This window comes from Cupriavidus sp. GW822-FHT06G04 (genome assembly GCF_058799075.1).
The window spans coordinates 57,919-70,049 of the sequence record NZ_JBXALD010000001.1 but is presented as its reverse complement, the minus strand read 5'-3'; the positions used below and the strand labels follow the sequence as shown (position 1 = coordinate 70,049).

Annotated in this window: 12 protein-coding genes and 1 pseudogene; 6 read left to right on the top strand and 7 right to left on the bottom strand. The window is 63.4% G+C overall.

The features are described from left to right. The first annotated feature begins 182 nt into the window (after positions 1–182). Positions 183–710, top strand: coding sequence for an inorganic diphosphatase (gene ppa / locus AC1RKI_RS00330; RefSeq protein ID WP_150979453.1), 528 nt, complete (start codon positions 183–185; stop codon positions 708–710). A gap of 86 nt (positions 711–796) precedes the next feature. On the opposite strand, the gene AC1RKI_RS00325 is transcribed toward ppa, so the two are convergent. Then, positions 797–1,300, bottom strand: a complete 504-nt coding sequence (locus AC1RKI_RS00325; RefSeq protein WP_061957545.1) for a hypothetical protein — start codon at positions 1,298–1,300, stop codon at positions 797–799. A gap of 194 nt (positions 1,301–1,494) precedes the next feature. On the opposite strand from AC1RKI_RS00325, the gene AC1RKI_RS00320 reads away from it, so the two are divergent. Further along, the gene (locus tag AC1RKI_RS00320) at positions 1,495–2,055 is read left to right on the top strand and encodes a cytochrome b (protein ID WP_341248615.1); all 561 of its coding nucleotides are present in this window, start codon (positions 1,495–1,497) and stop codon (positions 2,053–2,055) included. Between the two features lies 1 nt (position 2,056). On the opposite strand, the pseudogene AC1RKI_RS00315 reads toward AC1RKI_RS00320, so the two are convergent. Next, positions 2,057–2,324: pseudogene (locus AC1RKI_RS00315) on the bottom strand (peptidogalycan biosysnthesis protein); the annotation flags it as partial. Between the two features lie 19 nt (positions 2,325–2,343). Continuing rightward, positions 2,344–2,886 (bottom strand): hypothetical protein, encoded by a 543-nt coding sequence (locus AC1RKI_RS00310; protein ID WP_061957547.1) that lies wholly within the window; start codon positions 2,884–2,886, stop codon positions 2,344–2,346. A 140-nt stretch (positions 2,887–3,026) separates the two neighbouring features. Between AC1RKI_RS00310 and AC1RKI_RS00305 the strand changes: the two genes are divergently transcribed. Continuing rightward, on the top strand, positions 3,027–3,212 hold the full coding sequence (locus AC1RKI_RS00305) for a cytochrome b (RefSeq protein WP_061957548.1): 186 nt from the start codon (positions 3,027–3,029) through the stop codon (positions 3,210–3,212). Between the two features lies 1 nt (position 3,213). Here the strand turns inward: AC1RKI_RS00305 and AC1RKI_RS00300 are convergent, their stop codons facing one another. Next, complete coding sequence (locus AC1RKI_RS00300; RefSeq protein ID WP_492794338.1) at positions 3,214–4,404, bottom strand: GNAT family N-acetyltransferase; 1,191 nt, start codon at positions 4,402–4,404, stop codon at positions 3,214–3,216. 153 nt (positions 4,405–4,557) lie between these two features. Here AC1RKI_RS00300 and AC1RKI_RS00295 point away from each other — a divergent pair, with 153 nt between their 5' ends. Both AC1RKI_RS00295 and glnK read left to right on the top strand, forming a co-directional pair. Continuing rightward, positions 4,558–6,621 (top strand): NAD(+) synthase, encoded by a 2,064-nt coding sequence (locus AC1RKI_RS00295; RefSeq protein WP_492794276.1) that lies wholly within the window; start codon positions 4,558–4,560, stop codon positions 6,619–6,621. 102 nt (positions 6,622–6,723) lie between these two features. Continuing rightward, a complete protein-coding gene (glnK, locus tag AC1RKI_RS00290) occupies positions 6,724–7,062 on the top strand; it encodes a P-II family nitrogen regulator (RefSeq protein ID WP_061957551.1) in 339 nt (112 codons plus the stop codon). 90 nt (positions 7,063–7,152) lie between these two features. Here the strand turns inward: glnK and AC1RKI_RS00285 are convergent, their stop codons facing one another. From AC1RKI_RS00285 to trxB, 3 genes are all read right to left on the bottom strand, one after another. After that, positions 7,153–7,800 (bottom strand): trimeric intracellular cation channel family protein, encoded by a 648-nt coding sequence (locus AC1RKI_RS00285; RefSeq protein ID WP_150979448.1) that lies wholly within the window; start codon positions 7,798–7,800, stop codon positions 7,153–7,155. Positions 7,801–7,813: 13 nt separating this feature from the next. Continuing rightward, on the bottom strand, positions 7,814–8,479 hold the full coding sequence (locus AC1RKI_RS00280; protein WP_150979447.1) for a Smr/MutS family protein: 666 nt from the start codon (positions 8,477–8,479) through the stop codon (positions 7,814–7,816). Positions 8,480–8,575: 96 nt separating this feature from the next. Beyond that, the gene (trxB, locus tag AC1RKI_RS00275; protein WP_061957554.1) at positions 8,576–9,529 is read right to left on the bottom strand and encodes a thioredoxin-disulfide reductase; all 954 of its coding nucleotides are present in this window, start codon (positions 9,527–9,529) and stop codon (positions 8,576–8,578) included. A gap of 181 nt (positions 9,530–9,710) precedes the next feature. On the opposite strand from trxB, the gene AC1RKI_RS00270 reads away from it, so the two are divergent. After that, positions 9,711–12,041 carry a DNA translocase FtsK gene (locus tag AC1RKI_RS00270; RefSeq protein ID WP_150979446.1) on the top strand — a complete coding sequence of 777 codons (2,331 nt, stop codon included), beginning with the start codon at positions 9,711–9,713 and terminating at the stop codon, positions 12,039–12,041. The last annotated feature ends 90 nt before the right edge of the window (positions 12,042–12,131 follow it).

Here is a 12,131-nt window from a genome sequence, read left to right as displayed (position 1 = left end):
TTATGGCGCAGCGTGACCGGTGCGCAAGACATCGGTCCGGGCGCACATCCGCGGCCGGTGCCGACGCGGTGTGCCGCAGGCGTCGCGGCCAATGCAGTGGCGTGGCGCGCTGTCAGCCTGTGGTCAGGACCAACCCGCTATAATGCCGGCCATCCCATTCCACAGGTATTCGGAGAACTCGCATGAGCTTCAACCTCGTCTCGCCGGGCAAGGACCTTCCCAACGATTTCAACGTCATCATCGAGATTTCGGCCCAGAGCGATCCGGTGAAGTACGAAGCCGACAAGGAAACCGGCCTGCTGTTCGTCGACCGCTTTATCGGCACGGGCATGCGTTACCCGGCCAACTACGGCTTTATCCCGCAAACGCTGTCGGGCGACGGCGACCCGGTGGACGTGCTGGTGCTCACGCCGTTCCCGATCCTGGCCGGCGCTGTGGTGCGTTGCCGTGCACTGGGCATGCTGAAGATGACCGACGAGTCGGGCGTCGATGCCAAGCTGGTGGCTGTGCCGGTCGACAAGCTGTCGCCTGCCACCGCCCACATCAAGGGCCTGTCGGACGTGCCGCAAAACCTGCTCGACCAGATCAAGCATTTCTTTGAGAACTACAAGGCACTCGAAGCGGGTAAGTGGGTCAAGGTTGAAGGCTGGGCCGGCATCGAGGAAGCCCACAAGGAAATCACCGACGGCGTGGCCAACTTCAAGAAGTAAGCGGACGCGGCACCGGTGCAAGAAACCCGCCTTTCGTGGCGGGTTTTTTTATGCTTTGGAACGGCACCGTGCTTGCCGCGATGTGTTCAATCGCGTGGCGACATAAGGGAAAAAATGTCCCGGAATTTTTCCTCCGGCAGCAGCCTTCGCACTGCCGGAATGAGATTAACGGTAGCCAGCGAGCCGGGCGGACGGTAATGACCGCTGCCGTTTGTCCACCTGACTAGGCGGCCCTGATTGAATAGGATTGTGCCGGCGTACAGGACCGGGGCGCGCATCGACAGCGATGTGTGTCCCTCCACTTCGAACTCGATCCGACTTGCCAGCCCGCCTGCCAGCCCGCAATACACCCGGCCCGGATCATCCTGCAGGATCACGAAAGTGTAAAAGGCTTGCACCGGCGGCACACGCGGGCGGCCATGCGCGGTTGGAATCAGGTAATAGTGATCCTCGCTATGCCGCTGGAGCTGGAATATCTGCCATTGTTCGGCGGGATCCTGATAGCCCTGTTCCTGCAGGGGAAGCGGCACCATGCGCGTGCGCGCGGCATAAATTCGCTCCAGCTTGTCAAGCTGGTGGGCAGTAAGCATGTGAATGGTCTCGGCTTGCAAATGGCGAAACGTAGAGTGTCCGCGCGGAATCCTCGATGCGATTTGCCTGCCATCAACGACGCGGCTGGTGGTGGTCGTTCAGGTGGGCGGGCCGGGTCAGAATAGCGGGCTGACGAAAGCCGGCACCGTGTTGCTCGGCCCCTTTAAGCCCATCCTCGAGGACGCAATTGCTTATGACTCCCACAAATGCACAAGCCGGCGGTGCCGGCTTCGCCCGATACAACGGTCTGGCCATCGTTCTGCATTGGGCGATATTCCTGCTGGTGGCCGCTGCGTATGCCGCGATCGAACTCAAGGGATTCGCCGCCAAGGGCACGCCGGCGCGTGCGCTGGCAATGAGCGTTCACGAATGGACTGGCGCGCTGGTATTGGCGCTGGCCGTGCCGCGTCTGCTGTGGCGGCTGGTGCGCGGTGCGCCGGCCGCGGAACCCGGCGCGCGCTGGATGCAGCTGGCCGGCGATGCGATGCATTGGGTGCTCTACCTGTTTATCGTCGCGCAACCGATCCTTGGCATCGTCACGCTCAACGCGGGTGGGCATCTGCTGGAATGGGGCGGCCTGACCATGCCGGCCATGGTGGCGCCGGACGCGCATCTGAAGGACATCGCCAAGGATCTCCACGAATCGATTGGCACCGCGTTCTACACAGTGATCGGGCTGCATGCGATGGCTGCGCTGTTCCATCACTACATGCTGGGCGACAACACGCTGCGCCGGATGTGGCGGGGCAAGTAACTCAGTGTGCCTGCCGTGCGAACGGATTGCGCTCGTTGAGTTCGTCCAGATAGGCGTCGATGCCCTGGCGTTCGCGTTCGAGAAATCGTTCGACGGCATCCGCGAATGACGGATGCGCAAGCCAGCAGGAGTTCACGCGCCATCTTGTGCTCGCCGTGCGCACCGCCTTCGAAAGTGCGGATGCCCTCGGCGATGCAGAACTCGATCGGCTGGTAGTACGCGGTTTCGAAATGCAGACATGGGTGATGTTCGAGCGCGTCCCAGTACCGGCATTTTGTGGCGGGGTTTTTATGCGATGGAATGGCGGCGTTCTGGCGCCGTCGTGCTGAGTCGTAGTTCTTGCATTGGCGAAAAAAAGTCCTGGAATTTTTCCTTAGGAAGCAGCCTTTGCACTGCCGGAATCAAATTGACGGAGGCCAGCGAGGCCGGCGGGCGGTAATGGCCGCTGCCATTGCTCCAGCTGACAAGGCGGCCCAACTCGAATTGGAGTGTGCCGGCGTACAGGACCGGGGCACGCATCGAAAGCGATGTATGTCCTTCCACTACGAATCCGATATAGCTGTCCAGCTCGTCCACCAGCCCGCAATACACCCGGCCCGGATCATCCTGCAGGATCACGAACACGTAACAGGCGTGCAGCGGCGGCACGCGGGCGCGGGCATGCGCGGTCGAGATCAGGTAATACTGATCTTCGCTATGCCGCTCGAGCTGGAAGATCTGAAATTGATCGGCGGGATCCTGGGGATTGGGCCCCCTCACGTGGAGCGGCACCATGCGCAGGCGCGCGGCACAGAGTTGCTCCAGCTTGTCAAACTGGTGAGCGGTAAGCATGTGTGTTTCCTTGGCTCGCAAGTGGCAAAACGTAGAGTGTCCGCGCGGAATCCGCGATGCGATTTGCCTCTCATCAACAAGGCGGCAGGTGTGGGTCTTTGAGGCATCGTTGCGCTCGATGCGGGCGGGCATCTGCTGGAATGGGCGGCCTGACGATGCCGGCGACGGTGGCGGCGGACGTGCAACTGAAGGGCATCGCCAAGGATCTCCATGAATCCATCGGCACCGCGTTTTACACCGTGATCGGGCTGCATGCGATGGCCGCACTGTTCCATCACTACATGCTGGGCGACAACACGCTACGCCGGATGTGGCGCAGCAGGTAGATCAGTCTGACTGCCGCGCGAACGGGTTGCGTTCGTTGAGTTCGTCCAGATAGGCGTCGATGCCCTGGCGCTCGCGTTCGAGAAATCGTTCGACGGCATCGGCGAACGACGGATGCGCAAGCCAGTGCGCCGAGCGCGTGGCCACAGGCAGGAATCCACGCGCCATCTTGTGCTCACCCTGGGCACCACCTTCGAAGGTGCGGATGCCCTCGGCGATGCAGAACTCGAGCGGCTGGTAGTACGCGGTTTCGAAATGCAGGCACGGGTGGTGTTCGATCGCGCCCCAGTAGCGGCCGTAAAGTGTGCTGACCGGCGGCGAGGCATCGTAGACCAGCAGGGAACTGGCGATGTCGCGGCCCTCGCGCTGGGCGATCACCAAAAGCAGGTTCTCGGGCATGGCCGCGCCAATGCGCCTAAAGAAGTCGAGGTTCAGATACGGCGACGAATGATGCTCGCGATAAGTCTGCCGATAACAGCGATTGAAGAATTTCCACGCATCGTCGTCGATCTCCGCGCCACGCAACTGGCGGAAGGTTATGCCGGCTTCGGCAACGCGGCGTCGCTCGGCACGGATGTTCTTGCGCTTTTTCTGCGATAGCGTGGCCAGGAAGGCGTCGAAATTTTCGTAGCCGGCATTGGTCCAGTGAAACTGCACGCCATGCCGCATCAGCATGCCGGCTTCGTCCATCAGGTCTGCCTCGTGATCGGACGGAAACAGGATATGCAGCGACGAAAGCTGGCTTTCTTCGGCTAGCGCCAGCGCAAAACGCAACAACACCCGTCGCGCCAATTCGTCTTGGGCCAGCAGCCTTGCGCCGCGCACCGGCGTGAACGGAATCGCGGACAGCCACTTGGGGTAGTACGCGATGCCATGCTGGCGATAGGCGTCCGCCCATGCCCAGTCGAACACGTATTCACCGTAGGAGTGGGACTTGGCGTAGAGCGGCATCGCACCGGCCAGCCGGTCGCGACCCGGGCCGTGGCCGTCCTGCGCCCACAGCGTCAGAAAACGGGGCGACCAGCCGCTGTCGTCCGTGGCGCTGCCGCTCGCGTGCATTGCGTGCAAGAAGGCATGACGCAGGAACGGCGTGGGCTCGGCCTGCGCGGCAAGCAAGGCGTCCCACTCGGCGGCATCGATTTCGGCAAGGTCCAGCACGATGTCCGTGCGGTAGTTGGGGCGCGATTCATTCATGAAGACGGATGAAGACAGGATTTTCACGGCCGGCTGCTGGCCGAGTCTACCGGAAACGATGTTGCGATGCAGGGCAGCGCCACCTCGGTGGCGAGTGCGTCGTAAAATGCGGAAATCCGCCGCCCGATCCCGCGGGCAGACTCAGGGCCAGATATGACGCACCCGTTCTTCAATCTTTATTCCCATGGATTTGCGCGCGTGGCCGTCGGCGTGCCGGAGTGCCGCGTGGCAGATCCCGCCTTCAACGCCGAGCAGACCATCGCGCTGGCCCGGCAAGCCGCCGCTGGCGGCGCGGCGCTTGTGGCGTTCCCTGAACTCGGCCTGTCCGCCTACACCTGCGACGATCTCTTTCACCAGCGCGCGCTGCTGCGCGAATGCGAGTTGGCGCTGCAGTCGATCGTCGAAGCATCCGCCGGCATCCGCGCCGCGCTGATCGTCGGCATGCCCGTGCTGGTCGATCACCAGTTGTTCAACTGCGCCGTGGTGGTGGCAAACGGTACCGTGCAGGGCGTGGTGCCGAAAAGCTACCTGCCGAACTACTGGGAATTCTATGAGGCGCGCCAGTTCAGCGCAGCCGACAACGCGGTGGTCGATACCATCTCGCTGCTCGGTGCCGACGTGCCGTTCGGTGCGAACCTGCTGTTCGACATCGAAAACATCCCGTTCTTCCGCTTTCATGCGGAGATCTGCGAAGACGTGTGGGTGCCGGTGCCGCCGTCGTCGTTCGCGGCGCTGGCCGGCGCCACGGTGCTGGTGAATCTGTCGGCATCGAATATCGTGATCGGCAAATCGGGGTATCGGCATCAGCTGGTGTCGCAGCAGTCTGCGCGCTGCCTCGCGGCCTACCTCTACACGTCGGCCGGCAAGGGCGAATCATCGACCGATCTGGCCTGGGACGGTCAGGCATTGATCTACGAGAACGGTGAACTGCTGGGCGAATCGGAGCGTTTTGCCGATACTTCGCACCTGTTGTTCGCCGATGTCGATCTCGAGCGGTTGTCGCGCGAGCGCATGCACCAGACCACGTTCGGGCACTCGGTGCGTCGGCATCGCGACGAAGTCGAGCGGTTCGACGTGGTGGCGTTCCGTGTCGATGTGCCGACCGGGCAGACGCTGCCGCTGCAACGCAAGGTCGAGCGCTTTCCATATGTGCCGGCCGACCCGCGCCGCCGCGACGAGCGCTGCATGGAGGTCTACAACATCCAGGTGCAGGCGCTGGTGCAGCGGCTGTCGTCGAGCCGGATCTCGAAGGTGGTGATCGGCGTGTCGGGCGGGCTCGATTCCACGCATGCGTTGCTGGTCTGCGCCAAGGCGATGGACCGTCTTGGCTTGCCGCGCGCCAACATCCTGGCCTACACCATGCCCGGCTTCGCCACCAGCGATCGCACGCTCAAGCAGGCGCGCGAACTGATGACGCTGGTTGGCTGCACCGCGCGCGAGATCGATATCCGGCCGAGCTGCATGGCCATGCTGAAGGACCTCGACCATCCCTACGCGCACGGCGAGCCGGTGTTCGATGTCACGTTCGAAAACGTCCAGGCGGGCGAGCGCACCAACCACCTGTTCCGGCTGGCCAACCACAACGGTGCGATAGTGATCGGCACCGGCGATCTCAGCGAACTGGCGCTGGGCTGGTGCACCTATGGCGTCGGCGATCACATGTCGCATTACAACGTTAACGCGAGCGTGCCCAAGACACTGATCAGCCACCTTGTGCGCTGGGTGGCAGAAACGGGGCAGGTGGCGCAGGGCGGACAGGATGTGCTGCTGGCAGTGCTCGATACCGACATCAGCCCCGAACTGGTGCCAAGCGGCGCGGCCGGAAACGGGCAGGACAAGGCGCCCGAGCAGAAGACCGAGCAGATTATCGGGCCGTACGAGTTGCAGGATTTCAACCTCTACTACACGCTGCGCTACGGCTACACGCCGTCCAAGGTCGCCTTCCTGGCGCTGCATGCGTGGGGCGATGCGTCGCGCGGTGTGTGGCCCAACGGGCCGCATGTGGCGCGCAACAGCTACCAGCTGCCGGAAATCAAACGCGTCCTCGGCATCTTCGTGGACCGCTTCTTCCGCACCAGCCAGTTCAAGCGTTCCTGCATCCCGAACGCCCCGAAAGTGGGCTCGGGCGGGTCGTTGTCGCCGCGCGGCGACTGGCGCGCGCCCAGCGATGGGGAATCGGCGGCGTGGATGCGCGATCTGGCCCGGATTCCGGACTGATCGGGCCCCAACGACGCGCTATGTGGCGCTGGCCGCAATCCCGATGTGGTGTTTCGGGCTAGAATCTGTCATCTTCCGACACCTTAGAGACAGAGGCCAGCCATGAAGCAGATTACCGCCATCATCAAACCGTTCAAGCTCGACGAAGTGCGCGAAGCACTGGCAGACGTGGGCGTGACCGGCCTGACGGTGACCGAGGTGAAGGGCTTCGGCCGCCAGAAGGGTCACACGGAGTTGTATCGCGGCGCCGAGTACGTGGTCGACTTCCTTCCGAAGATCAAGATCGAAGTGGTGGTGGCCGAGAACCAGCTCGACACCGTGCTCGACTCGATCGTCAAGGCTGCGCACACCGGCAAGATCGGCGACGGCAAGATCTTCGTCACCGAGATCGAACGCGTGATCCGCATTCGTACGGGCGAGCAGGACGAGGCCGCGGTCTGATTGCCCAGGCAGAAAAGGTGAAAAGCCGGCATTTGCCGGCTTTTTGCTTTCTGGGCGAAGGCACTGCGGCGCCGGCGACGCCGACGCCGGCTAGCTCGGCAATTTCCAGCCGAACTGCACTGACAGCAATCGCATGCCCATTGTCACCAACGCACCTGCCAGCAATGCCACTTCCTGATCGGCGCGCAGCCAGGTGAGTCCGACGTAGACCCAGCAGCCAATGAAGGAGCAGGTGGCGTAGGGCGACCGGTCGCGCAGGATCATCGGCACCTCGTTGCACAGCACGTCGCGCAGCACGCCGCCAAATACCGCCGAAATGATGCCCATCATGACCGCGACGGTGGGCGTCATCTGCGCCACCAGCGCCAGCGATGTGCCGGTGACGGAAAACAGTCCCAGGCCGATCGCGTCGGCCACCAGCATGGTGCGGTCCGAGGCCACGGAACTGACCACGCGAAAGACGATCGATGCACCGATCGACATCGCAAAGATCAGCAGCACGTAGTATTCGTGATCGACCCAGTAGAACGGCCGGCGATCGAGCAGCACGTCGCGCACGGTGCCGCCGCCGAATGCCGTGGCAAACGCCACGATGAAGGTGCCCACCGCGTCGAGCCGCTGCTTGCGCGCATCCACCACGCCCGACACGGCAAAGGCCAGCACGCCCGTGATCTCCATGATGTGGAGAATCAGCGGCAGCCGCCCCATCAGCAGATCGAACGGCAAGTGAAAGTGCATGGGGGGCGAACGATCAGGAACGCGGTTGGCGAAGCAGGACCATCAGGGCGCCCGCGCCGCCCAGCGATTCGCGGGCCTGGACGAAGGCAATCACTTCCTCTTTCTGCACCAGCCAGCTGCGCACCTTACCCTTGAGCACCGGCAGCTTGTCGGGCGATCCCATGCCCTTGCCGTGAATCACCCGCACGCAGCGCACGCCGTTGCGCACAGAACGGCGCAGGAAACTAGCCAGCGCCTCGCGCGCCTCGTCGCTTCGCAGGCCGTGCAGGTCCACCTTGTCCTGCGGCACCCATTCGCCGCGGCGCAGCTTCTTGATGATGTCCTCGCCAATGCCCGGGCGCCGGAATGACATCGTCTCATCGATATCGAGCAGGTTCTCGACGTCGAATTCATCGGACAACGACGCTTCGAGCACAGCCTTGTCATTGCGCTGCGACTGCACCGGAATCGGCTCTGGCACCTTGGGCGGATGCTGCACGCGATTGCGGTCGCGCAGGGCGCTGACGTTGCCGATACTGGCGCGAAAGACATTGGCTTCCTCAAGGGCGCGCTGCGCGGCTTCGGCCTGGGCGCGGCGCTCGGCCTCGCGACGCTCGGCGTCGGCCTTGAGGTTGTCTCGCAGTGCGGCCAGATCGTTGAGACCGAATCGCCTGGGGGGTGTTTTTGCGCCGTGCGACATAGGAAGACTCTGGAAAAGCTCGGCGTTGATTATAGAGAATCGGGGACGGCCGCGGCAGCGCGGGCGTCCCCGATCAGGCAATCCGAAGCGGCGCGGTTACTTGAGCGCTTCGACGTAGCGCTGGGCGTCCAGCGCCGCCATGCAGCCCGTGCCGGCGCTGGTGATGGCCTGGCGGTAGACGTGATCCTGCACATCGCCGGCAGCGAACACGCCGGGGATATTGGTGGCCGTGGCGTCGCCCGACAGGCCGCTCTTGGTCACGATATAGCCGTTGTTCATCTCCAGCTGGCCTTCGAACAGGTCGGTGTTGGGCTTGTGGCCGATCGCCACGAACACGCCGGCCAGCTTCAGGTCCTCGGTTGCGTTGGCGTCCTTGGTGCTGCGGATGCGCACGCCGGTCACGCCCGATTGGTCGCCCAGCACTTCATCGAGCGTATGGTCGTAGCGCAGTTCCACGCGGCCTTCCTTCACGCGCTGCAGCAGGCGGTCGACCAGGATCGGCTCGGCGCGGAACTTGTCGCGGCGATGGATCACGGTGACCTTGCTGGCGATGTGCGACAGATAAAGCGCTTCTTCCACGGCCGTGTTGCCACCGCCAATCACGGCCACTTCCTGGTTCTTGTAGAAGAAACCGTCGCAGGTGGCGCAGGCCGACACGCCGCGGCCCATGAAGCTTTCCTCCGACGGCAGCCCGAGATACTGGGCCGACGCACCGGTGGCGATGATCAGCGCATCGCAGGTGTACTCGCCCGAATCGCCGATCAGCCGGATCGGTTTTTCGGTCAGTTTCGCGGTGTGGATGTGATCGAAGATGATTTCGGTATTGAAGCGCTCCGCGTGCGCCAGGAAACGCTGCATCAAGTCCGGGCCCTGCACGCCGTTAGCGTCAGCGGGCCAGTTTTCCACGTCGGTCGTGGTCATCAGCTGGCCGCCCTGGGCCAGACCGGTGATCAGCACCGGATTCAGGTTGGCGCGGGCCGCGTAGACGGCGGCGGTATAACCAGCCGGGCCGGACCCGAGAATCAGCACTTTTGCGTGTTTTGCAGACATGATGCATTCCTGTAGGCGACAAGTGAGCCGGTGCGGCGGTCGCGCCGGTGTCACTCGAAACCGCCATTATAAGTGGCGCGGCGATTGCCGACTGTTGCAAATTCCAATGAGGGCGATAGTCCCGCACAAGGTTAAAATGGCCGCCATCGTCCACTCCGCACGATCGAACAGACACTAACGCATGGCTCGCGCTACCACGACTACCCGGACCGACCCGTCGGCACTTCCCTCGCGCATCGGCAAGCTGCTTGGCGAGGTGCGCTGGTTCCTGCTGCTCGCCGTGACGCTTGGCTTCCTGTGTGTGCTGGCCAGCTATTCCAAGGCCGATCCCGGTTGGTCGCACGCCAGCCAGGTGGCCGATATCCACAATCTGGGCGGCCGCGTGGGCGCCTGGGTGGCCGACGTGCTGTTCTTCATCTTCGGTTTTTCCGCCTATTGGTGGAGCGTGCTGCTGATGCGGCGTTGCTGGCGCGGCTGGCGGGTGCTGACCGCCGAACTGCCCGAGCGCGTGCCTGAAGCGCAGCACCATGGCGCCGCGGTGAGCTGGATCGGCTTTGCGCTGACGTTGGTGTCGAGCATGGGCCTGGAGGCGATCCGCATGTATCCGCTGCGCGCCGCGCTGCCGCGCGCGCCCGGCGGTGTGCTGGGCGACCTGCTCGGCGGCTGGCTGCAGATGGCGCTTGGTTTCTCGGGTGCCACGTTGCTGTTGCTGCTGATGTTTGCGATCGGCTTGTCCCTGTTCTTCCACTTCTCGTGGCTCACGGTGGCCGAGCAGGTCGGCGGCATGGTCGAAATGCTGTTCGCGGGCTTCAAGGCGCGTCGCGAGAAAAAGCAGGACCGCATCATCGGCGCCGCTGCCAAGGTGGAGCGTACCGAGACCGTCGAAGTGCAGCGCGTACGGCAGGAAGAGGCCGCGCCGGTGCAGATCGTGCGTCCGCAGGCCGTGCCCAAGCATGAGCGCGTGGAACGCGAAAAGCAGCAGCCGCTGTTTGCCGACATCCAGGATTCCGATCTGCCGCCGCTGTCGCTGCTCGATCCCGTGCCCGCGCACCAGGAAACCGTCAGCGCCGAAACCCTCGAATACACGTCGCGTCTGATCGAGAAGAAACTCAAGGACTTTGGCGTGGAAGTGAAGGTGGTGGCCGCCTATCCGGGCCCCGTCATCACGCGCTACGAAATCGAGCCCGCTACTGGCGTCAAGGGCAGCCAGGTGGTGAATCTGGCGCGCGATCTGGCGCGCAGCCTGTCGCTGGTGTCGATCCGCGTGGTCGAGACGATTCCCGGTAAGAACTACATGGGCCTGGAACTGCCGAATCCGAAGCGCCAGACCGTGCGGCTCGGCGAAATCCTCGGCTCGCAGGTCTACAACGAAAGCGCGTCGAACCTGACCATGGCGCTCGGCAAGGACATCGCCGGCAAGCCGATGGTGGCCGACCTGGCCAAGATGCCGCACTGCATGGTGGCCGGCACCACCGGCTCCGGCAAGTCGGTGGGCATCAACGCCATGATCCTGTCGCTGCTGTACAAGGCCAAGGCCGATCAGGTGCGCCTGATCCTCATCGATCCGAAGATGCTCGAAATGAGCGTCTACGAGGGCATCCCGCACCTGTTGTGCCCGGTGGTGACCGACATGCGCCAGGCCGGCAATGCACTGAACTGGGCCGTCGGCGAAATGGAGCGCCGCTACAAGCTCATGAGCAAGCTGGGCGTGCGTAATCTGACCGGCTACAACAAGAAGATCGACGAAGCGGCGGCCAGGGAAGAAAAGATCCCGAATCCGTTCAGCCTGACTCCCGACGCGCCCGAGCCGCTGGAAAAACTGCCGGTGATCGTGATCGTCATCGACGAACTGGCCGACCTGATGATGGTCGTCGGCAAGAAGGTCGAGGAACTGATCGCCCGGATCGCACAGAAGGCGCGCGCCGCCGGCCTGCATCTGGTGTTGGCGACGCAGCGGCCGTCGGTCGACGTGATCACGGGCCTGATCAAAGCCAACGTGCCGACCCGGATTGCCTTCCAGGTCAGCAGCAAGATCGATTCGCGCACGATCCTGGACCAGCAGGGCGCCGAGGCGCTGCTGGGCATGGGTGACATGCTCTATCTGGCGCCGGGCACCGGTCTGCCAATACGCGTGCACGGCGCGTTCGTATCGGACGATGAAGTGCACCGCGTGGTCGAGAAGCTCAAGGAAAGCGGCGAAGCAAACTATATCGAGGGCATTCTCGAAGGTGGCCTGGTGGACGGCGACGGCGCGGGCGACAGCCTGGGCGGCGGCGCAGGGATCGGTGGCGGCGGTGCCGAGTCCGATCCGCTATACGACCAGGCCGTCGAAGTGGTCATCAAGAATCGCCGCGCGTCGATCTCGCTGGTGCAGCGCCATCTGCGTATCGGCTACAACCGCGCGGCGCGACTGCTCGAAGATATGGAAAAAGCCGGATTGGTGTCGGCCATGTCTGGCAACGGCAACCGCGATATTCTGGTGCCGGCCGGGAGCGCCGTAGGCGACGATTGAGATTCGTCCCATTGCGCGGCATATGGATGTGACGGGTAATATACCGTTACCGTCGTCACAGATTCGGGCGGAATTCGCGCCCCTGTGACG